Genomic DNA, 23420 nt, shown 5'->3' with positions numbered 1-23420 from the left:
AAAGCTTATACCCGGCGCGAGACCCGTCGCGCCCTATGTCCATGCGATGTTGATTTTCGAATGGACCGTCGCCGTCCTGCTCGGCGCGGTCATCCTGACGGGGCTCTCCGCACGGCTCGGCGCCCCGTATCCCGCGTTCCTCGCCATCGGCGGCATCGGCCTCGCCTTCGTGCCCGGCGTGCCGAACCTGCGCCTCGATCCCGAACTGGCGCTCGCCCTGTTCCTCGCCCCCGTCCTGCTCGATGCCGGCTTCGACGCCTCGCTGCGCGACCTGCGGGTGAGTTGGCGACCCGTGCTCGGCCTCGCGGTCGGCGCGGTGGTGGTGACGAGCCTCGCGGTGGCGGTCGTGGCAAGGATGATCGTGCCCGACATGCCGATCTCGGCCTGTATCGCGCTCGGCGCCATCGTCGCGCCTCCGGATGCGGTGGCGGCGATGGCGGTGCTTCGCCATGCGCCGATGCCCCACCGGCTGGCGACCATTCTCAAGGGCGAGAGCCTGCTCAACGATGCGGCATCGCTTCTGCTCTATCGTCTCGCCGTCGGTGCCGCGATGGCGGGCAGTTTCTCGATGCGGGAGGCCCTACCGGGCTTCCTGTTCGGCGTCGCCGCGAGTTTCGTCGTCGGGCCGATGCTCGGAATCGCCTTCGTCGCCCTGCGCAAGCGCATCAGCGACCCGCCGACGGCCATCGTCCTGCAATTCGTCGCCGCCTTCGGCCTATGGCTCGCCGCCGAGCGGGTCGAGATGTCGGGCGTCCTCGTGGTCGTGACCTTCGCGATGACCGTGGCGCGGCGGGCGCCGGGCGTCACCGCCCCGCGGGCGCGGATCGTCTCCTACGCCGTGTGGGACACGGCGGTGTTCGTCATCAACGTGCTGGCCTTCGTCCTCATCGGCATCCAGATCGATCCGATCCTGGAGCGGCTGAACCCCACCGACCAATGGCAGGCGATCCTGTTGTCGGGCTTCGTCTTCCTGACGGTGGTCGTGGCGCGGCTCGCCTGGGTTCTCCCGACGAGCGGCCTGCGCGGCTTCGGCCTCGGCCCGCACGGGGACCGGGCTAGGCTCGGCGCCGGGGTCGCCGTCGCCTGGGCGGGGATGCGCGGGATCGTGACCGTGGCGGCGGCGCTCGCCTTGCCGCAGGACTTTCCGCACCGGGACCTCGTGGTGTTCACGGCCTTCTTCACCGTGCTCGGGACGCTGGTGCTGCAGGGCCTCACCCTGAGCCCGCTGCTCAGACTGCTGAAGCTCCCCGACGACGACCCCGTGGGCCAGGAGGTCGGGCGCGGGCGGGCCGCCGCCTACGGCGCGGCGCTCAAGAGCCTCGAAGCAGGCGAGGATTGCGCCGCCACGGATTCCCTGCGCGCGGAGTTCCGCTCCGCCCTCGCCGAAGCCGAGGCGCACGAGGAAGGGCGCGCCCCCGAGAGCCTGCCCGCCGACGCCGCGCGGCTCAACGCCATCCTCGCCGCCCGCGACAAGGTGATGGAGATGCGCCGCAAGGGCGAGATCGGCGACGACGCCTATTTCCTGCTGGAAGAAGAGTTCGACTGGGCCGAACTCAGCGCGACCCCGCGCGCCGACCTGTGAGCGTCAGCCCGCCTTGCGCGCGGCGATGCGGGTCTCGATGGCATCCCACACGGTGACGGCGAGGTTCGGCCCGCCGAGGCGCTCGATGGCGCGGATGCCGGTGGGGGAGGTGACGTTGATTTCGGTGAGATGGCCGTCGATCACGTCGATGCCCACGAGGATCAGGCCACGCCGCGCCAGCTCCGGGCCGATCGTCGCGCAGATCTCGCGCTCGCGCTCGGTCAGTTCGGAGGCCGAGGCCGCGCCGCCGCGCACCATGTTCGACCGGATGTCGCCCGCCGCCGGCACGCGGTTCACCGCGCCCATGGCCACGCCGTCCACGAGGATGATGCGCTTGTCGCCCTCGGTCACGCGGTCGAGGTAGCGCTGCGTCACCCAGGCTTCCTTGAAGGTCGTGGCGAAGAGGTCGAACATCGAGCCGAAGTTCGGGTCGTTCTCCGTCACCTTGAACACCGCCGCGCCGCCATGGCCGTGCAGCGGCTTCATCGCCACCGTGCCGTGCTCCAGGCGGAACGCCTCGATCTCCGCGCGATCACGGCTGATCAGCGTCGGCGGCATCAGTTCGGGGAAGTCGAGGACGAAGAGCTTTTCCGGGGCGTTGCGCACCTCGGACGGGTCGTTCACGACCAGCGTCTTCGGGTGGATCCGCTCCAGCATGTGGGTCGCCGTGACATAGGCCATGTCGAACGGCGGATCCTGGCGCATCAGGACCGCATCGCACTCGGCGAGGTCCATCCGCTCCGGCGGCGCGAGGGTGAAGTGATCACCCTGCACGTCCTGGACGGTCAGGGCCTCGACCCGCGCCGTCACCCGCCGGCCCTGCATGGAGAGCCGGTCGGGGGTGTAGTGGAAGAGCCGGTGCCCCCGGCGCTGGGCTTCGAGCAACAGCGCGAAGGTCGTATCGCCCGCGATCCGGATGTTCTGGATCGGGTCCATCTGGACCGCAACGGTCAGGCTCATGGCGGCTTTCCCGTGCGCGGGTGACGCAGCTGTCAGTTGTTCGGCATCGACTTGCCGCCGGTGCGGCGATCATAGTCACCGATGGCCGCGCGGCACTTCTGAGACAGCTTGGCACGGTTGCGCTGCATGCAACGATCCGCGTCGGGGCTGTTCGGATCGACGCCGATGCAGAGGCGGAAATAATCGTCGGCGCAGCCGAGCTGCAGACCCTGATCTTCGCGCTGCGCGAAAGCCGGAGCGGCCGAGAGCGTCAGAAACGTCAGTGCAGCGAGCGCGACGGCACGCGGCGAACGAAGGGAATTGTCCGGAACCAGTCGCATCCAGCCTTGTCCTCAAACAACGATTGCGGGGCGGCGGACCAGCCCGCGTTGCGTCCGCATATCGGGCCAGCCGGGCGGTAGGCAAGCGCCTCGGCTACCACTTGTGTCGCGCGTTGCAGAAATGCGGCGGCCGGCTCCCGACGAGAAAACGGCCCCGCCCGCATCCGGGCAGGGCCAGTCAAAGGGAGGAAACGCCCGCCATGGGCCACGGTCTTCAAGCAAGGCGCAGGCCAATTGAATCCAGCCGCGCCGCCACCCCGGCAAGCATCTGTTAACCATCCCGTGATGATCTGATCAGGCATCACGAGACCAGAGTTCACGCCCTTCCACCTAACGCCCCTTGCCGACGCCCATTGCCGGGCCTGGGCAAAAGCCCGGATCGCCGACAGGAGCCAGACCATGAACCGCCACCGGAAAATCGAACGCAGCGCCGTGTCCCCTCCGGCATCGGACGAGCCCGTCCGCACCGGCATCGTCGTTCCCTTCCCGTCGCGGGGCGCGCGGCCGACCCGCCCGGCCCCCGTCTCGGGCGAGTCGCGCGGCCAGATCCTGCTCTTCCTCGGCGTGCGCTACGAGCGCCTCGCCTCCTGAGCGACCCCTTCCCGGCACAGTGACGCGTCCGGCGCGGCCGGCGGATGCGACCGCACGCCCGCAGCCCCGTTCAGCGCCATGCCCCAGACACTCAGCCTCCCGCACGCGGGCGCGATGCGCAGGCGCCGCGCCCTCCGCACGCTGCCCTTCGGCCTCGTCCTAGGCCTCCTCGTCTCCTGCGCGCAGCAGGGGGATTTCGGGCGTCCCAAGGCCGGCGTGTGGAACAGCCTGATCGACGCCACCGGCACCGTGACGGCGGGCGAGCGCGGCGGCCCGGCCTCGGCCTCGCCGCTCACCGACGACGAGCAGGACCTGCGCGCCCGCGCGTGGCGCTTCCTGATGCCCGCGACGACGCGGGAGGCGTTCCTCGACATCCTCGCCAACCTGACCCGCGCGCGGGTGCTGCCGCCTTCGTGGCGGCCCCACGATCCGGCGCGCTACCATGACGCGATCCTGGGGGAGGGGCTGCGCTCGCCGGTCTCGCGCTACCGCCGCCTCACCGACGATGCCGTGGCCGATGCACGGCTGATCCCGCCCTTCGCCCTGCTCGCGACGCGGGTGGCCGATGCCGACGCGCGGCGGCTGAAGAGCCTGCCCTTCGCCAAGACCCTCGACGATTGGGACGTGCGGCAGGCGGCCATGCGGGTGGCGGAGAACCGCTGCCTCGTGGCCTGGGTTCGGATGGAAACGGGCGAGCGCCTGGAGGCCTATCGCTACGCCCTCGAACACCTGTTCGCCGAGGCGCCGGACCCCGCCGCAGCCGAATCCGACCGCGCCCTGGCGATGCTCGCCGCCCGGCGTCCGCTGCTCGACCCGGTGCTGCCGCCGGATGCGGCAATCCGCTGCGGGCTCGTGCCCGCTCCGGCGGTGGCCGTGGCGCCGCCGCTGATCGTGAAGGATTGATCCGGCGCTAGCGCTTGGCCGAATCGTCTGCGGCGGCGTCGGTCGTGCAGTTCACCGCTTGCACGGCGGCGTTGGCCGCCTCGCGCTGGCTCGGCAATCCGGCGATCACCCGCACCACGACGAAGCCGCGCCCCTCGGGGGCGACGATGCGCACATCGCGGCTCGGCTCGTTCTCGTCGTCGTCGGCAAGCGCCTGATCGTATTGCGCGCGGGTGAGGATCACGAGATCGAGGGCGCCACGCACCGCCGCCTGATCGGTCACGGCGTAGAACGCGCCCTGCCGCCCATGGGCCGCGAGGGACAACGCCAGCGGACCTGTCCGGGCCGAGACGCGCATCGGCCCATCCGTAAGGTCGAAGGCGCAGACGCCCACCGCCACCGCCGGATCGGGGATCGGCAGCCACGCCTCCTGCGGCGCGGCCGTCTCGCCGGTCGAGAGGGCGTAGATGACCTGCGGATGGTCTAGGTTCTCGCTGGTGCGGGCGCGCGTCACCGCATCCGTCTCCGCGAGGCGCGGGATGGCCAGCACCGCCGCGATGTGGACGATGCCCGCCAGGACGAACCCCGCGAGGGTGGCGTAGGCGAGGCGCAATCTCACGGGGCGCAGCCCTTCCGGGTGATGGAGGGCACCACGCTCCGGTCGAGGGAGCCGACCCCTGCGGCGGCCGGCGTGTCGTAGAGGCGCAGCGCGAGGCGCATCGGCCCGGTCGCGCGCGGGCTCGGGAGCCAGTTGCCGGGCTCGGCCTCCGGCGAGAGGGTAATCACGAAGCGCCCGTCCTGCCGCCGCAGGATTTCGGTGGAGGTGAACCCGTCGCGGATATGCGGACGATCCGGGTCGCGGGCGCCACGCCCGGCGACGGTCATCGTCCAGGCGCGGGCGGGGGGCACGACACCGCCGATGGCGTAGGTGCAGGAGGCATCGAGGGTACGGCCCTCGTCGTCCTCGGCCGCCGTGAGGAGCAAGCCCTCGCCCACCGCGAGGGGGATCTCGCCCCGGCGTGCATTCACCGCGCGGGTATAGGGGTCGGCGCCGGTCGCCCCGGCGCGGGGCCACGCCGTCCAGGGACCGATGCGGAACCCGCCGAACGGATAGCCGCCCCGCGTCGCCCAGTCGGCGCTGGCGAGGCCAAGCACCGCCCCGAGGGCGAGGGCATAGAGGACCAGCAGCGGCATGCCGCTCTTGCGGACGAAGCGGGCGACGAGCCCCCCAACCGCCCCTGCGGATGCGGGCAGGCGGGCGGCCTGACCGGACAACGCGACCTTCATGGCCTCATGCCTCACGGCAGGGCGATGCGGCCGCCCACGGCGCGGGCGCCCTCGGCGACCTCGCGGGCGGGCGCGGCGGAGGCGCGGTCGTCCGAACCCGGCCGGGTCTGGGCCCGGGGGCGCTCGGCGGCGCGGAACAGCCCGTTCAGCCCGCCGATCACCTCGAAGGAGCGGCGGGAGAGCTTGCCGAAGGAGCTGGCGTTCGGATCGACCGGCGCCGTCGCACCGCCCGCCGCCGCCTGCGCGGCGGCCTTCGCGCTGTCCTTCAGGCCGGGCAGGCCCTTGATCTCGATGCCCTGGTGGGCCGGTTCCATCACGTCGTGCCAGGTCTGGGCGGGCAGGGAGCCGCCGGTCAGCTTGTTGGTGGAGGTGTGGTCGTCGTTCCCGTACCAGACGGCGGCGACATAATTGCCCGTGTAGCCCACGAACCACGCATCGCGGTAGGCGTTCGTGGTGCCCGACTTGCCGGCGACCTTGATGCCTTCGAGCTGCGCCCGCTTGCCGGTGCCTTCCTCGACCACCTTGTTGAGCATGAAGTTCATGTCGGCCACGACCTGCGGCGACAGGATCCGCTCCGGCGCCTCGTCGGCGTGGCGATAGACGACCTCACCCGAGGAATTGCGGATCTCGGTGGCGGCGTAGGGCTTCGCCCTGAACCCGCCGTTGGCGAATACGGCATAGCCCGCCGCCTGATCGATCACCGTCACCTCGTCCGAGCCGATGGGCAGCGACACCGTATCGATGAGCGGCGCGGTCACGCCCATGCTGTGGGCCATGGCGATGATCTTGGCGCGGCCCGCCTTGGCGGCCTTGGCTTCGTGGGTGATGCCGAGCGCCTTGCCGAGGGAGATCGAGATCTTGATCGGGATCGTGTTCACCGATTTCGCCACCGCGAGCCACATCGGCTGGCGGCCGGAATAGGAGCGCCCGTAATTCTGCGGGCACCAGTTGCCGATGCAGACGGGGCTGTCGACCACGGTCGTGTCCGGCTTGAACTGGCCCGAGGCCAGGGCCGCCGCGTAGACGTAGGGTTTGAACGACGAGCCCGGCTGGCGCATGGCGTCGGTGGCGCGGTTGAACTGGCTCTCGCCGTAATCGGCGCCGCCGACCATGGCGCGCAGGGCACCATCGGGATCGAGGATCACCATCGCCGCCTCATCGACGTCGAAGGCGTCGCCGGACTTGCGCAGGATGTCGGCCACCACCTCGTCGGCGCGCTTCTGCACGGCGAGGTCGAGGGGTGTCTTCACCGTCAGCACCCGGTCGCGGATCTTGCCGCTGTCGGCCATGGCCTTCACCTGACCGAACGCCCAGTCGAGGTAGTAATCGGCCGTGATGTCGCGGGTGCGGGTGACGGGCGTGGCGGGGTTGCGCAGGGCCGTCTGGATCTGGCCCTCGGTGACGAAGCCAGCCTCGACCATGTTGTGCAGCACGTCGGCCGCGCGGGCGCGGGCGGCAGGCAGGTTCACATGGGGCGCGTATTTCGTCGGCGCCTTGAACAGGCCCGCCAGCATCGCGGCCTCCGCGAGGCTGATGTCCTTGAGCGGCTTTCCGAAATAGTAATCCGCCGCCGCCACCGCGCCGAAGGTGCCGCCGCCCATATAGGCGCGGTCGAGGTAGAGCTTCAGAATCTCGTTCTTGGTGAGGTGGCTCTCCAGCCAGAAGGCCAGGAACGCCTCGTTCACCTTGCGCTCCAGGGAGCGCTCGTTCGTCAGGAACAGGTTCTTTGCGAGCTGCTGGGTGATGGACGAACCACCCTGTGTGTTGCCGCCGCCGCGCGAGTTGGCGACCAGGGCGCGCAGCGTGCCGATCGGATCGATGCCGTAATGCTCGTAGAAGCGCCGGTCCTCCGTGGAGATCAGCGCCTTGATCATGATGTCGGGAAACTGGTCGAGGGACAGCGAATCGTCGTGCTTGATGCCGCGCCGCCCGACCTCGGTGCCGTAGCGGTCGAGGAACGTGACCGCGAGGTCCTGCTGCTTCAGCCAATTGTCGCTGGTGAGCTGGAAGGCCGGCTGCGCCAGGGCGAGCAGCGCCAAAATGCCGCCCACACCGAGCGTCAGCGCCTCGCTGGTGAGATCGAGGCCGATCCGCTTCCAGCCGCGCACGGCGAAGCGGCTCATGAAGCGCTGGAAGCGCTCGTACGCCTCGCCGGTCGAGCGGCCGCCGTCGTAGAGCGAGGCGTTGACCCACGCGTCGAAGGCGAGGGCCGCGCGCTCGATGCGAGTCTTGATCGCGTTCAATCTGGGCAGGCGCACGGTGTTCGGATCCGGTGTTCGGGCGCCCTCTCGGCTACCCATTCCTTATCAGGGTTGCATCGCGGCGGCGAGGCGGCGCGATGCGCAGGTTAACGCATGGGCCCCTTCACGGGCCCTTTCCCCAGGGGCGGGATCGCCATCGAGGTTAACGCGGCGATTGCGGCGGGCGCGGGACGGCGGCTTGCCTCCGGCGGGCGCCTCGGGCAGACGGTCGGGGCCGATGTCCCAATCCCCCTTCAAATCCGAGCCGCTTGCGGACGCGCCGTTCTGGCGCACCAAGTCCCTCGAAGAAATGTCTCCCAACGAGTGGGAGAGCCTGTGCGACGGCTGCGGCCGCTGCTGCCTCATCAAGCTCGAGGACGAGGATACCGGCGAGGTGCTGCACACCGATATCGGCTGCACGCTCCTCGACGGCTACGCCTGCCGCTGCCGGGATTATCCCCGGCGCCAGAAGAAGGTGCCCGATTGCGTGCGCCTGACCCCGGAGGCGGTGCGCGCGATCCCGTGGCTGCCGCCGACCTGCGCCTACCGCTTGGTCCGGGACGGGCTGCCGCTCTATCCCTGGCACCATCTCGTCTCGGGCAGCCGCGCCACGATCCACGAGGCCGGCATGTCGGTGCGCGGGCGCATCGCCGGCGCCGAGGAGGAGTTCGGCGAGGACGAGTATCCCGAGCGCATCGTGGACTGGCCGGCGCTCTCGCCGGAGGACGAGGCGTAGCGTCGCGCCCTCAGGCGGGCGCCTTCGAGAGCAGCCGCCCCCCGGCCAGGGCGTTCAGCCCGATCACCCCCGCCACGACCACCGCATGGACGAGGAGGTCGGACGCGGTGGCCTCCACCGGGTGAAACGGCACGAGGAGCGTCGCGGCGGCGCCCGCGACGGCGAGGCCGGCCAGCGCCGCCGTCAGGTTCGGCCGCAGGGGGCAGGCCCGGCGCAGCATCGCGACGATCAGCAGCGATAGCGGCACCGAGACACAGACGAGGAAGCTGAAGCAGCTCACCGGTTCGTGCGCCTCGCTGAGGTCGAGGGGCGGGGCGACCCACGCCCGCAGGCATCCGAGGCCGCTCGCGCCGATCCAGAGGGCCGCTGCCGGCACGGGCAGCAGCGCCCAGGCCGGCGAGCGGCCCGGCACGCTGGTGGCGAAGGCGGCGTAGGCGGCGGTGATCGCGGTGAGCGCCCCGCCCGCCGCCGCAAGCCAGAGATCGGCCCGGCCGGCGCGGTGTTCGAGCCCAATCATCGCCAGTTTCGAGGCGAGCAGCGTGCCGATGACGACGGCCGCGCCGATCCACAGCGCCGCCCGCAGCGAGGGGCGGGGCAGGGGCCGCACGGGTTCGAGGCGGCCGGCGAGATGCTCGACGAGCCGGTCGTGGCGCATGTCCATCATTCGCCCCCCGGCGTGAGACTGGCCCGGAGCGCCTTCAGGGCCCGGTGCAGATTGACCTTCAGGGCGTTCTTGCTGCGCCCGGTGAGGGCGGCGGTCTCGTCGAGGCTGAGTTCGCGCAAACCCAGATGCTCCACCGCCTGCCGCTGCCCCTCAGGCAGCGCGGCCACCGCCCGCGCCAGGGCGGCGCCGCGCTCGCGCGCCTCGATGCCCGCGCCGGGGGCGGGGAGGGGATCCACCTCCGCTTCGTAGGAGAGGGGATCGAACACCTCCTGAGGCCGGCGCGCGGCCCGGCGCAGACGGTCGATGGCCCGGCGCTGGGTGATGGCCCGCAGCCACGGCATGAAGGGGCGGGCGGGGTCGTAGCTCGCCCGCGCGGCGTGCAGGGTCATCAGCGTGTCCTGCACGACGTCGTCCACCGCGTCGCCGCGCACGCCTTGCGCGCGGGCGAAGCCGGCGATGACCGGCAGGGAGGCGCGGAGCAGCGCGCGGTAGGAGGCCGCATCGCCCCGCTGCGCCGCCGCCATCAGGCCCGCCAATTCGCCTTCGAGCGCCATTCCGCTGCCGGCCCGTGCCTCTCCGCGTGCGCTTTCTAGCGCAGCCGGCCGGAATGCGCGACCGACCGGCGGGAACCCGCCGGTCCCGAGGGCGAACGAGGCGGCCATGCCTATCCCCCCGTCCGCGCGGCGCCGATCACGCGGCCCGCTCCGTCCTGCACGATCACGGCGGCGGCCTCGCCCGCCGGCCAAGGCAAGGTCCATTCCCGTGCGGCGCCGCTCCAGCGGCCTATCTCGGCAACGGAGCGCACGACGTTCGCCTGCTTGATGGTGCGCCCGGCATTCTCGCCACGGGCGACGGATGTCACGTGGCTCGGATCGAACCCGACGAGGGTGACGGTGCCGGAGCCCTCCCCGGCGCCGAGGCGCACCCGGAGGCCGCCCTCGCGCACGAGGCTCACCGGCACGGCCTCCCCAGCCCCCGCCTTCGCCGCCGCGATGGCCGCGCGGACGGAGGCCTCCTGCGAGCCGACGAGACCCGTCTGCCCGTCGATCACGGTCTGCGGGGTGTAGACCTGCCCGTCGAGCCGCTTCGCATAGGCGTTCTGCCGCTCGGTGGCGGCGGGGAGGGAGTACGTGTCCCGCCAGTCGAGATGGTTCCAGTAGGTCACATGGTAGGCGAGAGGCAGGACATCGGCGCCTTCGCCGGCCAGGGCGCCGATCAGCGCCTCGGCGGGCGGGCAGGACGAGCAGCTCTGCGACGTGAACAGCTCCACCACCACCGGGCGGGCGTTGGCGGGCGCGAGGCCGGCGAGCAGCGCCAGGGCGGCGGCCGGGAGGAGGCGGAGGGAAGGCTTCGGTCTCATGGAAGGCTCCAGCGGGTCGCGAACCGCGCCCCTGCCCGCTTGTTCGGCGGCCGAAGCGTTCCGGTTACGCCGCCGGGCTTCCGAAGCAGCCGACATCGCGCAGAAGGTCCACGAAGATCCGCGCCCCGTGGTCGAGCAGGCGCTCCCCCGCCTCCGCGCTGCCGAGCCGGGCATCGCCGATGGCGCCGGCGGGGTTGAGGTCGCCGGCCTTCCAGGCGAGCGCCGCCGGGCGGCCGGTGCGCAGCACGGTGTGGGTGCGGGCGATCTCGGCCCCGCGCGAGGGGAAGTCGGCGATCCTGTCCCGGCGCACGAGGTCGGGGCGCAGCGCCAGCATCAGCGCGGTCTCGATCCCGCCCGCATGGATGCCGTGGGTGATCTCGTCGGCGGGGAACAGGCCCTCCGGGTAGCCGAGCCGGCTCCACGAGGTCGTCACCGCGACCATCCCGAGCCGGTTGCGCAAATCCCCGGCGACGAGGTCGATCAGGGTGGAATTGCCGCCATGGCTCGTGACGAGGACAAGGCGCGTGCAGCCCGCGCGGGCGATGCCGGTGCCGATCTCGGTCCAGGCGGCGAGCGCGGTGGCGGTGGTGAGGGTAAGCGTGCCGGGGAAGTCGTCGTGCTCGTCGGACTTGCCGATGGTCTGGATCGGCAGGATCAGCGCGTCGATGTCGTCGGGCGTCAGCGCGACGACCCGGTCGAGATAGCCCCGCGCGATGTCGGTATCGGTCGAGAGCGGCAGGTGCGGCCCGTGCTGCTCGGTGGCGGCGACGGGCAGGACGGCGACCGTCCGCGCCATGGCGCGGGCGGCGAACTCCTCGGTCGTCAGGTCGGACCAGTAACGCGCCGCCATTCCCTCACACCGTCCGAACCCGGCCCGGTGACGGTGTAACCGTCTCCCGGCGCCGGAGTCGACCGTCAGGCGAAGAGGGCGTCGATGTCGTCCTGGCTGGTGGCGATCTCCTCCGCCTGCGGCCCGTTGAGCATCAGCTCGGCGGCCCGCTCGCGACGGGCGCGCTCGGCCGGGTCGGAGATGGCGGCATCCCGCGCCCGGACGGCGCCGATGAAGCGGTCGAGCCGCTGCTCGAAGCTCTGCAGCGCGTCCACCACCTTGGAGATGCGCTGGCCGGTGATGTCCTGGAAGGCACAGGCCTCGAAGATCGTCCCGACATGCTCCTCAAGGTCGGGGCGCGCCTCCGGCCCGTCCGGCAGGTTCAGGATCGACTCGGCGGCGGCCATGATCCGGTTGGTGGCGCCCGCCGTGGCGTCGAGGACGCTGCCCAGCTCCTCGTGCGCCATGGGGATCCGGTCGCGGGTCATCTCATTGGCACGCAGGGCCGCGATCTCTTCGCGCATATGCGTGATGTATTCGGCGATTTGGATCAGTTCGGAGACCACGGCGGTCGATTCGAACTCTCGGATATCGGCGGATTTTCTCCGCAGCGCGTCAGACATCTGATCTACCTCGAGTGCCGGACCACCTTCTGTGACCCGCCGGTCCCCCCCACAGTCTTGCCGGGGGAAGGCGGCGGATCCGCCGTCGCGCCCCGGCGGGGCCGTCAGCTGCCGCAGACGGCTTCGATCTTCGACTTGAGCGTGGCCGCGTTGAACGGCTTCACGATGTAGTTGTTCACGCCCGCCTTCTTGGCGGCGATGACGTTCTCGGTCTTCGACTCGGCCGTGACCATGATGAACGGCGTCGTGCGCAGCGCCTCGTCGGCGCGGACGTGGCGCAGAAGCTCGTAGCCGGTCATCGGCTCCATGTTCCAATCCGAGATGACGAGACCGTACTTGCGGCCTTTCATCCGGGCGAGGGCGGCCGTCCCGTCGGAGGCGTCGTCGACCTCTTCGAAGCCGAGCTGCTTCAGCAGGTTGCGGATAATGCGGACCATCGTCTGATAATCATCGACGACGAGGATCGGCATGCTCAGGTCGAGAGCCATGAACCAAATGCTCCGAAGTCACCCGGGAGATTGAAATCCCGGATCGTTGGATTGTCGTGTCCGCCGGAAGGACCGTGCGGAACCTGTTATGACCCTAGCGCCGACCGTGTTGCAAAGGCGTTAAAGCGGTCGAAGAGAGCTCGCTTGACCGGCTCGGCCCATTTCGGCAGGGTCCGGCCGCGCCGGGGGGTGGGCGGCTGCCCCGGCCTTTCCGTGCTCTCGCGAGTTTCGATCCCAGATCCGATGGCCTCAGGCGACGACACGACCGCGCGGCCCTTCCACCTCTGCCGTGTGGACGAGCCCGTGCCGGCCGCCCTGCGCGGAGCCGTGGCCGCGATCGGCAATTTCGACGGCGTGCACCGTGGCCACAGGGCGCTGGCGGCCGCCGTGCGCGAGGAAGCGAGGGCGGGCGACCACCCCGCCGTGGCCCTCACCTTCGAGCCGCATCCCCGTGCCTTCTTCCGCCCCGACGCGCCGATGTTCCGGCTGACCGGGGAGCACGCGAAGGAAATCCTCTTCGCCCATAGCGGCCTCGACGGGCTGATCGTCCGGCGCTTCGACGCCGATCTGGCGGGGACGAGCGCTCGCGCCTTCGTGATGGATTTTCTGCGCGACGGGCTCGGCCTGTCGGGCGTCGTGGTGGGCCACGACTTCCATTTCGGTCGCGCGCGGGAGGGCACGCCGTCCCTGCTGCGCGATCTGTGCCGCGAGGCGGGGCTCACCTGCCGCCTCGTGGATCCCGTGGCCCTGTCGGGGGAGGAGGAACCGGTGTCGTCCAGCAAGATCCGCAATGCGCTCGCCGACGGGGACGTAGCGCGGGCGAACGCGCTGCTCGGCTATTGCTGGTTCGTGACGGCCGAGGTCCGCCACGGCGACAAGCGCGGGCGCGTCCTGGGCTACCCCACGGCGAACCTGATGCTCGCCGATTGCGCCCTCGCCCACGGCATCTACGCCGTGCGCATCAAGCTGCCGGACGGCGCGATCAAGGACGGGGTCGCGAGCTACGGCCGCCGGCCGACCTTCGATGACGGCGCGCCGCTCCTCGAAGTGAACCTGTTCGACTTCTCGGGCGACCTCTACGGCCAGGAACTGGCGGTGGAGTTCGTGGCCTACATCCGGGGCGAGGAGCGATTCGCCAGCGCCGATGATTTGATCGCGCGGATGCATCTCGACGCCGCCGAGGCGAAGCGGCTCCTCGCGGCGGACACCGTGCCGTCCATGCTCGCCTGAACGGGCGGGACGGGTATAGAAGGGCGCGAATTGTCGTCGGAGGCGTGACGTGCTGGGCCGGTTGGATCGTGGAAATTCGGGTGAGGCGGTCGTCTCCTACGGCGACGGCACGATGCGGGTGGTGAAGCCCGGCGCCTTCGTGCGCTGCGCGGTGACAGGGGATGCGATCCCCCTCGACAACCTCCGCTACTGGAGCGTCGCGCGGCAGGAGGCCTATGCCACGCCGGAGGTGCTCATGCAGCGCCTGAAGGAACACGGTCGTCCGTAAGCACCGCCAGCGGGTTGCGCCGGAAACCCAAGGTCCGACTTTAAGGTGTTTGCGGCGACGATGACAGCGCGGCGGCCAGTTGGCGCCGCAGCGGCTCGGGCTCGGCGAAGACGAGTTCGACCTTCAAGACGACGACCCGCGCGAGGACATCCGGCGGCAGGCGGACGGCGTCCTTTTCCGTCGTGATGAGCCGCGCGCCGAGGCGATCCGCGTCCGCCGCCAGCCCCGCGAGATCCCTGTCGCGATAGGGATGATGGTCCGGGAAGGCGCGGGCCTCGGCCAGCACCGCGCCCTGCTCCCGGAGCGTCGCGAAGAATTTGTCCGGCCGTCCGATCCCGGCGAAGGCCAGCCAGCGCCCGCCCGCGAGGTCGGCCCGCTCCGGCACGAGCCGCGCCCGGTGGATGGGTAGGCCCAATGCCCGCGCCTGCGTCGCCACGGACTCACCCGCTGCGCCCTCGCCGACGAGGATCACCCCGCCGACATGCGGCCATTGCCGGTCCATCGGCACGCGTAAGGGGCCGGCGGGGAAGACGCGGCCATTGCCGATCCCGGCGGCGGCATCGACCACGGCGAAGGAGAGGTCCTTCGCGAGGCTCGGGTTCTGCAACCCGTCATCCATCACGATGGCGGTCGCACCGAGGCTGCGGCACAGGGCGGCCCCGGCCGGGCGGTCGCGGGCGATCACGGCGGGCGCCGCGCGGGCGAGTAGGAGCGGTTCGTCGCCCACATCGGCGGCGCGGTGCGCGGCGGGCTCGACCCGCAGGGGGCCGGGGAGGCGTCCGCCATAGCCCCGGCTGAGGAAGACGGGCGAGGCGCCGAGGTCGCGCAGGATCGCCGCCACAGCCAGCGCCGCAGGTGTCTTGCCGGCCCCGCCCAGGGTGAAGTTGCCGAGGCAGATCACGGGGCAGGGTGCGTGCGCGCCCGGCCTGTCCATGCGGCGGGCGCCGGCCGCGCCGTAGAGAGCGCCGAGGGGGGCCAGCAGCCGCGCCGCCGGATGGCGAGGCCCGGCCTGCCAGAAGCCGGGCGGGCGCATCAGGCCCGGCCGCGCGCCGCCGGGTGCAGCCCCTGCAGCTTCATCTGGGCCACGAAGGGATCGAGCACCGCGAGGGTGCGGGCCACTGCGCCCTCGAAGGGCTGCAGGGCCGCGTGGCCGGCCTCCGCCATCGTCGCGAGGCGCGCGGGATCGTCGAGCAGCCGCCCGACGGAATCGGCGAGTTCCGCGCCGTTGGCGACGAGGGCCGCGCCGCCCGCCCGGTCGAGGGCATCGTAGACCTGCGCGAAATTGCCCGTATGCGGCCCGTGCAGCACCGCCGCGTCGAGGCGCACCGGCTCGATGGGATTCTGTCCGCCGCGCGGCACCAGCGATCCGCCGACGAAGACGAGTGGGCTCAGCCGGTAGAACAGGCCGAGTTCGCCGATCGTGTCCGCGACGTAGAGGTCGACGCCCGGATGCGGCCGCCCCCCCGCCGAGCGCCGGGCGCTGCGCAGGCCGGCGGCGGTGGCGCAGGCGGCGGCCTCGGCGCCCCGGCCGGGATGGCGGGGGGCGAGCACCGTCAGGAGATCCGGGAAGCGGCCCTTCAGCTCCGCATGGGCGTGGGCGATGGCCGCCTCCTCGCCGGGATGCGTGCTCGCCGCCAGCCAGACCGGACGCCCGGCCAGCATCGGCCGGAGGTAGTTCAGTTGCTGCGGGTCCACGGGGGGGACCGGCGCGTCGAATTTCAGGTTCCCGGCGATGGAGACGCGCGGGGCGCCGAGCTGGGCGAAGCGGGCGCCGTCCTCCTCCGTCTGCGCAAGGCAGACGGCGATCCGCGAGAGCAGCGCCGCCGCCGTGCGCTTCGCGCGCTCCCAGCCCCGGAAGGACCGCTCGGACATCCGCCCGTTCACGAGGATCAGGGGAATGTCGCGCTCGTCCAGGGCGACGATGGTGTTCGGCCAGATCTCCGATTCGGCCAGCACGGCGATGTCGGGCTGCCAATGGTCGAGGAAACGCTCGATCCAGCGGGGCGCGTCGAGGGGCATGTATTGATGCACCGCGCCGGGCGGCAGGCGCGCGCCGATCAGGTCGGCGGCGGTGCGGGTGCCGGTGGTGACGAGCACCGAGTAGCGTCGGGCGATCATGCCCTCCACCAGGGCGACGAGGGACAGGACCTCGCCGACGCTCGCGCCGTGCATCCACACGAGCGGGCCGACCGGACGGGCCCGGCCCGGCAGGCCGCGCCGCTCACCCAGCCGACGCGGATCTTCCTTTCCGCGACGGGCACGCCACGCGAGCAGCCCCGCCACGGCCGGCTCGCCGATGCGCAGGCCGGTGCGGTAGAGCCGCAGGGGCAGCGTCAGCGGGGCCCGCCTCATACGGCGACCTTCGGCATGGCGGCCGCCGGGGCGACGCTCTCGCCGTAATAGGCGGCGCGGTCGGGCCGCCCGACCAGAGCGTAGGCGCGGGCATGGACCCGGTCCATCTCCGTCTCGACGAGGAGGCGCAGGCGCTCGAACGCCTCGCCCTCGCATTCGCGGGGCACGAAGACCGGATCGCCCAGCACGATCGCCGCCCGGCCGAAGGGCAGGGCGAGGCAGGCGCGGTCCCAGGAGCCGAAGCGGATATGGCGGCTCATCACCACCGCCGAGGGCACGATGGGCCGCCCCGAGAATCGGGCCAGGGTGAGGATGCCGGCATCGCAGCGCCGCGTCACCTTCGGCACGTCGGCGCTGAAGGCGACGCATTCCCCGGCCTTCAGGGCCTTGAGCATGGCGCGCAGGCCCTCGGCCCCGCCCTTGGACCGGGCATCGGCCGTCCGCCGCCGGCCACGGGCGCCGGAGGCGCGCATCACCCGCACGCCGAGGCGTTCGAGGGCGATGGTGTTGATGTCCCCATCCGGGTTGCGGGAGATGATCGTCGCGACGCGGTCGGTCGCGCGCATCATCAGCGGCATCTGGATGTGCTGGCCGTGCCACATGCCGAAGATGGCGGGCAGTTGCGCGTCGAGCCACGCATTCGCGGCCGGCAGGTCGCCCGCGAACCCCGCGCCCGTCTCCATCGTGAAGCGATTGGTGGCGCGGACGAGGCGCAGATAGCCGGCGGCGAGACGCCCAAGCGCCCGCTTCACGAGCGGCTGTCGAAGGAGGCGCTTGAAGAAACTCATCATGGCCCGCGTGTCAGGCCCGGCGGCATAGCCCCGCGAGCCGGCTCGGTTCAAGCCGCCCGTGCCGGACAATCGCGCCCCGCGTGAGGGGAAGAGCCATCGCACACATGCCTCACAAAGGCGTGTCTCGCCCTTGTTTTGAACGATTACAAACTGTAGATTGGAACCGTTCCAGGAAGGGGGCGGCGATGGCAATGGTGGTGGACGATACGGCGACGGCACTGGCCGAGGCGCGGCGCGACCTCGTGCTGCGCTATGTCCAGCCCGGACTCGCGGGGCTGATCGACGGGTCGGTCTCCACCCTGGCGCCGATCTTCGCCGCCGCCTTCGCCACGGGCCACAATTGGTCGACCTTCCTCGTGGGACTCGCGGCCTCGGTGGGGGCGGGAATCAGCATGGGCTTCACGGAAGCCCTCTCGGACGACGGCAGCGTGACCGGGCGGGGCAGCCCCGTGATGCGCGGCCTCGTCTGCGGGGCGATGACGACGCTGGGCGGCCTCGGCCACACCTTGCCCTACGCGATTCCCGACACCCTGCCGCCGGGCTGGCCCAACGCCTTCGTCCTCGCCACCAGCCTCGCGGTGGCGGTCGTGGTGGTCGAGCTGGCGGTGATCGCGGGCATCCGCACCCGTTACATGGCCACGCCGTTCTGGCGGGCGGCGCTGCAGGTGATGCTCGGCGGCGTGCTGGTCCTCGTGACCGGGATCCTGATCGGCAGCGCTTGACGGCGGCGCCCGGCGCCGCGATGCCGGGGCGAAGCCCGGAGCGCCCCCTCGCCTTGATCTTCCGCCTCGCGCATCTCAGCGACCCGCATGTCGGCCCCCTGGGTCGGCCGCGCCTCCGCCAGTTGTTCGGCAAGCGCGCCACCGGCTACGCCAACTGGCGCCGGGGCCGCTCGCGCAGCCACGACATGGCGACCCTCTCGCTCCTCGTCACGGACCTGCGGGCGCAGGGGGCCGGGCACATCGCCTGCACGGGCGACCTCTGCAACATCGGCCTGCCGAGCGAATGGGCGACCGCCCACTCGTTCATGGAGGCGCTGGGACCGCCCGAGGATGTGAGCCTCGTGCCCGGCAACCACGATGCCTATGTGCGCGGCTCGCTGGAGGGGCTGCTCGACGCCTGCGGCGCCTACACGGCGGACGATTCGGGCACGCAGGCCCACTTCCCCTATCTCAGGCGGCGGGGTCCCCTGGCGCTGATCGGCCTGTCGAGCGCCATCCCGACGAAGCCCTTCGTGGCGAGCGGGCGCCTTGGCCCGCCGCAACTCGCGGCGGCGGAAACCCTGCTGCGGGCGCTGGCTACCGAGCCGGGGCGGCCCTGCCGGGTGGTGATGATCCACCATCCGCCCCATCCGGGCGGTGCCTCGCCAGGGCGCGAACTGAAGGACGCCGCCGCCTTCACGGCGATGATCGGCCGGGTCGGCGCGGACCTGATCCTGCACGGCCATAATCACATCGCGAGCCTCGCCCGCATCGCCGGGCCGGGCGGGCGCAGGGTGCCGGTGGTGGGCGTGCCCTCCGCCTCCGCCCTGCCGGATGGGCATGGCGCGGTGCCGGCCCGCCGGGCGGGCTACGTGCTCTACGACATTGCACGGGTGAACGACGGCTACGCCATCGCGGCCCGGCGGCGCGGCCTCGACGCCGCCGGGTCCATGGCCGATCTCGGCCCCCTCGATCTGGGGTCGAGCGCGACCCTGTCGGCTTGAATTTCAGCCGGCGCTGGCGAGGACCGGGGCCTGCATCCGGGTGATGCTGGCCTCGTAGCGTTCGGCCTGGGCGCGGGTGAGCCCGCTGACCAGGGCGAGATGGCCGCGATAGACCGTGTAGGTGCCGTCGTGGGTCGGCTTGACGCGAATGGCTTCGGACATGGAAACCTGCCTCTTGCTGGAGAAAGCTGCCGCAGGGGTCACGGGATGCCGAACCCGTTCTGGGCCGACGCCCAGGTCGGACGCGCATCTAAGGCGAGGTTAGGCAAGCGCGTGTTGGACGCAAGGCCGGCCTGTGGTGAAGTACGGATGGCAGGGAATGTGCAGTGCGGGAAAACGTTGATCGTTCACGCAATCCTGCCGATGCCTAAATTCAAGGCAGCATCGATGCATTTTGTATAAGTCGGCCGCAGGTCGATTTAGCTGGTTCAACAAGTTCCGAATCACGCGAGTTCAGCACAACCGAGGTCGATTCATGGAACTCTGGCGCCTGTCCGCGACGGAACTCGCGAGTCGCATCCGAGCCGGCGACGTGTCCGCCCGCGAGGTGGCCGCCGACGCGCTGGATCGCCTCGCGGCGGTCAACGGCGCGCTGAACGCCGTGGTGGATCACCGGCCGGAAGAGGTCCTGGCCGAGGCGGAGGCGGTGGATGCCGCCCGCGCGCGGGGCGAGGCGCTGGGGCCGCTCGCCGGCGTGCCGGTGACGACCAAGGTCAATGCCGACCAGCGCGGCTTCCCCACCACCAACGGCCTGCGCCTGCAGAAGGACCTCGTGGCAAAGGACGACAGCCCCGTCGTCGCCAACCTCCGGCGGGCGGGGGCGGTGCTCCTCGGGCGCACCAACACGCCGGCCTTCTCACTGCGCTGGTTCACCACCAACAGCCTGCACGGCGAGACCAGGAACCCGCGCGATCCCGGCCTGACGCCGGGGGGCTCCTCCGGCGGGGCGGGGTCCGCCGTGGCGGCGGGCATCGGCGCCATCGCCCACGGCACCGACATCGCCGGCTCGGTGCGCTACCCGGCCTATGCCTGCGGCGTCCACGGTTTGCGCCCGAGCTTCGGCCGCATCCCCGCCTGGAACGCCTCGTCCCCCGAGCGCGGGATCGGCCCGCAACTCATGGCGGTGTCCGGCCCCCTCGCGCGCAGCATCGCGGATGTCCGCCTCGGCCTCGCCGCCATGGCCGCGCCGGATCCGCGCGATCCGTGGTGGGTGCCCGCGCCCCTCGAAGGTCCGCCCGCGCCGCGCAAGGTCGCCCTCTGCCTGCGGCCGGGGGGCCTCGCCATCGTGCCGGAGGTCGAGGCGGCGCTGCACGATGCGGCCCGGCGCCTCGAAGCCGCCGGCTGGCAGGTCGAGGAGATCGCCGACACGCCGCCGCTGCGCGAGGCGAACGACATCCAGTTGACCCTCTGGCTCGGGGACGGCTTCGCCGCCGTCCGCGCGGCGGCCGAGCGGGAGGGCGATCCGGCGGCCATCGACCTCCTCGACGCCTTCCGCCCGAGGGCCGAGGCGCTGGGGCCCGACGCGATCACCCAGGCGCTGACCCGGCGGGCGACCCTCGCCCGGCAATGGTTCTGTGTTCCTGGCCGAGAACCCGGTGCTGCTCGTGCCCGTCTCCGGCGAGTTGCCCTTCCCCGATGGGCTCGACCGCACGCCGGAGGGCATCGCCCGCGCCTTCGAGGCGCAGTTGCTTCAGATCGCCCTGGCGCCGCTCGGCATCCCCGCCCTCACGGTCACGACAGGGCTGGTCGGCCGCACGCCGGTCGGCGTGCAGGTGGTCGCCGGCCGCTTCCGGGAGGATCTGTGCCTCGCGGCGGGCGAGGCCATCGAAGCCGGGGGCGTCCCGCCGATGCCCGTGGACCCGGCGGGCGCCTGAGCCTCACGCGCCGAGGCGCATCAGCAGGCCGGCGAAGAGCGCCGCCCGGCTCGGCAGGGAGTCGATGAGAACGTGCTCGTCCAGGGTGTGATAGCCGTGGCCGAGCACGCCGAGCCCGTCGAGGGTCGGAATACCCATGGCCCCGGTGAAGTTGCCGTCCGAGCCGCCGCCCGCACTGCAATGGGTGAGGACCACGCCGGCCTCGGCCGCGAGGTCCTTCGCCAGGGCGTAGAGGGCGAGCGTCCCCGCATCCGGCTCCCAGACCGGCCGCGTGACGCCCCGGCTGACGGTGAAGCGCACGCCGTCCTCCTCGCCGGAGAGGGCGAGCATCCGCTCGACCACCCGGTCGAGGTCCGCTTGGCGCTTGGCCATGCTGAGCGCCTGCCCCCGGCACAGGGTCGGCACGCAATTCACCCACATCCCGCCGGAGACGATACCCGTCGAGACGGTGCACTCGGCATCCGTCAGGGCGTCGATGGCGAGGACCTTGCGCGCCATGGCGCGGATGGCGGAGCGCCCCTCGCCCGGCGACGAGCCCGCATGGCTCGGCCGGCCGACCGCCTCCAGGTCGAACCGGGCGATGGCGTAGCGGCCCGTCACCACCCCGTCGCCGGGCTGGCCGGGCTCCGGCACGAGGACGTAGGAATGCCGCGACGCCTCGGCCTCGATCAGGTCGCGGGTGGCGGGGCTGCCGATCTCCTCGTCGCTGGTGAACAGCACCGTCACCGGCAGGGGCGTCTGCGCCCCGGCGGCGATCAGGGCACGCAGCGCGGCCACCGCGATGACGTTGCCGCCCTTCATGTCGAGGATGCCCGGCCCGTAGGCGCGGTTGCCCTCCACCCGCCAGGGCAGGCGCGCGAGTGTACCCACGGGATGGACCGTATCCAGGTGGCCGAGGACGAGGATGCCCTTCTCGTTGCCCTTCGGATGCGGGAAGCGCGCCCGCACGCAATCGCCGAGGCCCATCCGGCCGGGGATCGTCTCGACCTGCGCGCCGATCAGCGCGAGGTCGCGGGCGGCCAGCGCCATCATGCGGTTGACGGCGAGCGCGTCGTAGGTCGGGCTCTCGCACTCGACCCAGGCGCGCAGTTGCGCGAGCAGGGCCTCGGGGGCGAAGTGCAGGTCACGGGTCATCGGGCAGCCTCCGAGGCCGGGCCGGCAAAGGGGTCGTCCACGCGCGGCCAGAAATTCGGGTCGCGCTTCGTGTAGGGAATCGCCCCGTAATCGGGCGGCACCGCGCCCGGCGCCGCGACGTAGCGCACGGCGGAGGCGATGGGGACGAAGCCGGCATAGAAGTGCTGCATCGACTTCACCACCACGATGCGCTTGTCGTCGAGGGTCAGGCCGAGGCCGGTGAAGGCATCCGGCGCGAAAGGCTGCTGCCGCTTGTGGGTGAGGACGAGGTGGATGCCATCCGCCTCGACCCAGGCGGCGGGGCCGAGGGTGGCCCGCCCGCCGCTCAACCCGCCCTGGCTGTGGTCGTCCGAGAGGCCGCGCACGGTGACGCGCAGGTCCACCGGATCGCCGGAGGTGACGCCGCACTTGCCGCCGACCCGCAGGTCGAAGGTCGCGCCGAGCCCGGCCTCGTGGCAGATGCCGACTGCGCCGGGATCCCAGATCATGCCGAGCGCCGCGCCCTTCACCTGACGGGCGACGAGCCGGGCGAGGATCGCCGTGTTGTCGGAGGGCGCACCGGCGCCCGCATTGTCGGCGGTGTCGGCCAGCACCATCGGCCGGGTGTCGTCGGAGGCCAGCGCCGCGTCGAGGGCGGCGTCGATGCTGTCGAAGGCGGTCGAGGCTTCCACCCGCATCGCCCAGATCTCGGCGGCGAGGGTGTCGGCCAGCGCCTGGGCCTTGCCCGCGTCGCCATCGGCCACGACGAGCATCTTCGCACCGACATCGGTGACATCCGCGTAAGGAAAGCCGTGCCCGAAGGAGATCGAGAGGATGCCGTCATGGCCCTCCAGTTCGATCATCCGCCGCACGAAGCCGGCGATGGGTTCGCGGGTGGTCTTCCACATGCTGACCATCCGGCAATCGGCATAGGCCATGACCGGGCGGATGCGCTTCTCGACGGTGCCGATCACCAGCGGGTAGAGGTCGCGGGCGCGGTCCACAATGTCGGTGTGCGGGTATTCCTTGTAGATCACCATCACGTCGGCTCCGCGCCGCAGCGTCTCCGTGAGGTGGCAATGCAGGTCGAGCTCGACGCCGATGGTCACGTCCGGCCCGACCAGGGCGCGGACCCGCTCCACCGTATCGCCCTCGCAATCGTCATAGCCCTCGGCCACCATCGCCCCGTGCATGAAGAGCAGCACCGCCTGGACCGGCATCGCGGCGCGCAGGTCGTCGAGCAGCGTGTCGCGCAACTCTTCGTAGACGTCGCGCAGGGTGATCCCGCCGGGCTGGGCGAAGGTCGAGATGCTCTCGGAAACCTCGTGGCCGTCGGCCTCGGCCATCTCCCGCCACGCCTTCAGGCCGATATTGCTGAGGGAGGGCGGGGCGCGCGTGCCGTCGCGGCGGGAGTAATCAGCCAGGAACGCCGCGCGGCCGGTGGGCAACGGGGCGAAGGTGTTGGTTTCGGTCGCAAGGCCGGCGATGAAGATCTTCAAGACTTATCCTTCGCGTCTTTCCGCGC

Annotated in this window: 24 protein-coding genes and 2 pseudogenes; 9 read left to right on the top strand and 17 right to left on the bottom strand. The window is 71.6% G+C overall.

The window, feature by feature from the left end; translation table 11 throughout:
- Positions 1-46 precede the first annotated feature (46 nt).
- The gene (locus ACXJ1Y_RS09590; protein WP_463849793.1) at positions 47-1582 is read left to right on the top strand and encodes a cation:proton antiporter; all 1536 of its coding nucleotides are present in this window, start codon (positions 47-49) and stop codon (positions 1580-1582) included.
- Positions 1583-1585: 3 nt separating this feature from the next.
- Here the strand turns inward: ACXJ1Y_RS09590 and gshB are convergent, their stop codons facing one another.
- Positions 1586-2542, bottom strand: coding sequence for a glutathione synthase (gene gshB, locus ACXJ1Y_RS09585; protein ID WP_463849792.1), 957 nt, complete (start codon positions 2540-2542; stop codon positions 1586-1588).
- A 32-nt stretch (positions 2543-2574) separates the two neighbouring features.
- Entirely contained in the window at positions 2575-2862 is a 288-nt protein-coding gene (locus ACXJ1Y_RS09580; protein ID WP_463849791.1) for a hypothetical protein, read from the bottom strand.
- Between the two features lie 399 nt (positions 2863-3261).
- Here ACXJ1Y_RS09580 and ACXJ1Y_RS09575 point away from each other — a divergent pair, with 399 nt between their 5' ends.
- Both ACXJ1Y_RS09575 and ACXJ1Y_RS09570 read left to right on the top strand, forming a co-directional pair.
- The gene (locus tag ACXJ1Y_RS09575) at positions 3262-3453 is read left to right on the top strand and encodes a hypothetical protein (RefSeq protein WP_463849790.1); all 192 of its coding nucleotides are present in this window, start codon (positions 3262-3264) and stop codon (positions 3451-3453) included.
- A gap of 114 nt (positions 3454-3567) precedes the next feature.
- Entirely contained in the window at positions 3568-4356 is a 789-nt protein-coding gene (locus tag ACXJ1Y_RS09570; protein WP_463850080.1) for a hypothetical protein, read from the top strand.
- 7 nt (positions 4357-4363) lie between these two features.
- Here the strand turns inward: ACXJ1Y_RS09570 and ACXJ1Y_RS09565 are convergent, their stop codons facing one another.
- The 3 genes from ACXJ1Y_RS09565 to ACXJ1Y_RS09555 are packed head-to-tail and all read right to left on the bottom strand — an operon-like array spanning position 4364 to position 7880.
- On the bottom strand, positions 4364-4963 hold the full coding sequence (locus ACXJ1Y_RS09565) for a DUF1254 domain-containing protein (RefSeq protein ID WP_463850079.1): 600 nt from the start codon (positions 4961-4963) through the stop codon (positions 4364-4366).
- Positions 4951-5622: a DUF1214 domain-containing protein gene (locus ACXJ1Y_RS09560; RefSeq protein WP_463849789.1), complete on the bottom strand. Its 672-nt coding sequence runs from the start codon at positions 5620-5622 to the stop codon at positions 4951-4953. The genes ACXJ1Y_RS09565 and ACXJ1Y_RS09560 overlap by 13 nt, the downstream gene beginning before the upstream one ends.
- Before the next feature lie 11 nt (positions 5623-5633).
- Positions 5634-7880 (bottom strand): transglycosylase domain-containing protein, encoded by a 2247-nt coding sequence (locus tag ACXJ1Y_RS09555; RefSeq protein WP_463849788.1) that lies wholly within the window; start codon positions 7878-7880, stop codon positions 5634-5636.
- A gap of 220 nt (positions 7881-8100) precedes the next feature.
- Between ACXJ1Y_RS09555 and ACXJ1Y_RS09550 the strand changes: the two genes are divergently transcribed.
- Positions 8101-8598: a YcgN family cysteine cluster protein gene (locus ACXJ1Y_RS09550; protein WP_463849787.1), complete on the top strand. Its 498-nt coding sequence runs from the start codon at positions 8101-8103 to the stop codon at positions 8596-8598.
- Positions 8599-8608: 10 nt separating this feature from the next.
- Here ACXJ1Y_RS09550 and ACXJ1Y_RS09545 read toward each other — a convergent pair whose 3' ends face one another.
- The 6 genes from ACXJ1Y_RS09545 to ACXJ1Y_RS09520 all read right to left on the bottom strand — a co-directional run bounded on the left by ACXJ1Y_RS09545 (position 8609) and on the right by ACXJ1Y_RS09520 (position 12562).
- Positions 8609-9262 carry an NrsF family protein gene (locus ACXJ1Y_RS09545; protein WP_463849786.1) on the bottom strand — a complete coding sequence of 218 codons (654 nt, stop codon included), beginning with the start codon at positions 9260-9262 and terminating at the stop codon, positions 8609-8611.
- On the bottom strand, positions 9259-9816 hold the full coding sequence (locus ACXJ1Y_RS09540) for an RNA polymerase sigma factor (RefSeq protein WP_463849785.1): 558 nt from the start codon (positions 9814-9816) through the stop codon (positions 9259-9261). Before ACXJ1Y_RS09540 ends, ACXJ1Y_RS09545 begins: the two co-directional genes overlap by 4 nt.
- A gap of 110 nt (positions 9817-9926) precedes the next feature.
- A complete protein-coding gene (locus tag ACXJ1Y_RS09535) occupies positions 9927-10622 on the bottom strand; it encodes a DUF1223 domain-containing protein (protein WP_463849784.1) in 696 nt (231 codons plus the stop codon).
- Positions 10623-10686: 64 nt separating this feature from the next.
- Positions 10687-11472 carry a creatininase family protein gene (locus ACXJ1Y_RS09530; protein ID WP_463849783.1) on the bottom strand — a complete coding sequence of 262 codons (786 nt, stop codon included), beginning with the start codon at positions 11470-11472 and terminating at the stop codon, positions 10687-10689.
- A gap of 65 nt (positions 11473-11537) precedes the next feature.
- Complete coding sequence (locus tag ACXJ1Y_RS09525) at positions 11538-12074, bottom strand: protein phosphatase CheZ (protein ID WP_463849782.1); 537 nt, start codon at positions 12072-12074, stop codon at positions 11538-11540.
- A 104-nt stretch (positions 12075-12178) separates the two neighbouring features.
- A complete protein-coding gene (locus ACXJ1Y_RS09520) occupies positions 12179-12562 on the bottom strand; it encodes a response regulator (RefSeq protein ID WP_243954062.1) in 384 nt (127 codons plus the stop codon).
- A gap of 243 nt (positions 12563-12805) precedes the next feature.
- Here ACXJ1Y_RS09520 and ACXJ1Y_RS09515 point away from each other — a divergent pair, with 243 nt between their 5' ends.
- On the top strand, positions 12806-13792 hold the full coding sequence (locus ACXJ1Y_RS09515) for a bifunctional riboflavin kinase/FAD synthetase (RefSeq protein WP_463849781.1): 987 nt from the start codon (positions 12806-12808) through the stop codon (positions 13790-13792).
- A 49-nt stretch (positions 13793-13841) separates the two neighbouring features.
- Positions 13842-14060: a DUF2093 domain-containing protein gene (locus tag ACXJ1Y_RS09510; RefSeq protein ID WP_463849780.1), complete on the top strand. Its 219-nt coding sequence runs from the start codon at positions 13842-13844 to the stop codon at positions 14058-14060.
- 40 nt (positions 14061-14100) lie between these two features.
- On the opposite strand, the gene lpxK is transcribed toward ACXJ1Y_RS09510, so the two are convergent.
- Genes lpxK through ACXJ1Y_RS09495 form a run of 3 tightly spaced genes read right to left on the bottom strand, consistent with a single transcriptional unit; the run spans position 14101 to position 17200 of the window.
- The gene (gene lpxK / locus ACXJ1Y_RS09505) at positions 14101-15093 is read right to left on the bottom strand and encodes a tetraacyldisaccharide 4'-kinase (RefSeq protein WP_463849779.1); all 993 of its coding nucleotides are present in this window, start codon (positions 15091-15093) and stop codon (positions 14101-14103) included.
- On the bottom strand, positions 15093-16412 hold the full coding sequence (locus ACXJ1Y_RS09500; protein WP_463849778.1) for a 3-deoxy-D-manno-octulosonic acid transferase: 1320 nt from the start codon (positions 16410-16412) through the stop codon (positions 15093-15095). The genes lpxK and ACXJ1Y_RS09500 overlap by 1 nt, the downstream gene beginning before the upstream one ends.
- Entirely contained in the window at positions 16409-17200 is a 792-nt protein-coding gene (locus ACXJ1Y_RS09495) for a lysophospholipid acyltransferase family protein (RefSeq protein ID WP_463850078.1), read from the bottom strand. Before ACXJ1Y_RS09495 ends, ACXJ1Y_RS09500 begins: the two co-directional genes overlap by 4 nt.
- Before the next feature lie 233 nt (positions 17201-17433).
- On the opposite strand from ACXJ1Y_RS09495, the pseudogene ACXJ1Y_RS09490 reads away from it, so the two are divergent.
- Together ACXJ1Y_RS09490 and ACXJ1Y_RS09485 are read left to right on the top strand one after the other, a co-directional pair.
- Positions 17434-17925: pseudogene (locus tag ACXJ1Y_RS09490) on the top strand (VIT1/CCC1 transporter family protein); the annotation flags it as partial.
- 56 nt (positions 17926-17981) lie between these two features.
- Positions 17982-18908 carry a metallophosphoesterase family protein gene (locus tag ACXJ1Y_RS09485; RefSeq protein WP_463850077.1) on the top strand — a complete coding sequence of 309 codons (927 nt, stop codon included), beginning with the start codon at positions 17982-17984 and terminating at the stop codon, positions 18906-18908.
- A gap of 3 nt (positions 18909-18911) precedes the next feature.
- Here the strand turns inward: ACXJ1Y_RS09485 and ACXJ1Y_RS09480 are convergent, their stop codons facing one another.
- Positions 18912-19070 carry a hypothetical protein gene (locus ACXJ1Y_RS09480; RefSeq protein WP_463849777.1) on the bottom strand — a complete coding sequence of 53 codons (159 nt, stop codon included), beginning with the start codon at positions 19068-19070 and terminating at the stop codon, positions 18912-18914.
- Positions 19071-19383: 313 nt separating this feature from the next.
- On the opposite strand from ACXJ1Y_RS09480, the pseudogene ACXJ1Y_RS09475 reads away from it, so the two are divergent.
- Positions 19384-20782: pseudogene (locus tag ACXJ1Y_RS09475) on the top strand (amidase family protein).
- A 3-nt stretch (positions 20783-20785) separates the two neighbouring features.
- Here the strand turns inward: ACXJ1Y_RS09475 and ACXJ1Y_RS09470 are convergent.
- Both ACXJ1Y_RS09470 and ACXJ1Y_RS09465 read right to left on the bottom strand, forming a co-directional pair.
- Positions 20786-21916, bottom strand: coding sequence for a M20/M25/M40 family metallo-hydrolase (locus tag ACXJ1Y_RS09470; protein WP_463849776.1), 1131 nt, complete (start codon positions 21914-21916; stop codon positions 20786-20788).
- Positions 21913-23394, bottom strand: coding sequence for a M81 family metallopeptidase (locus ACXJ1Y_RS09465; protein ID WP_463849775.1), 1482 nt, complete (start codon positions 23392-23394; stop codon positions 21913-21915). The genes ACXJ1Y_RS09470 and ACXJ1Y_RS09465 overlap by 4 nt, the downstream gene beginning before the upstream one ends.
- Positions 23395-23420: the final 26 nt, after the last annotated feature.

This window comes from Methylobacterium sp. TK26 (genome assembly GCF_055361565.1).
This window is presented reverse-complemented; position numbering and strand designations above follow the sequence as displayed.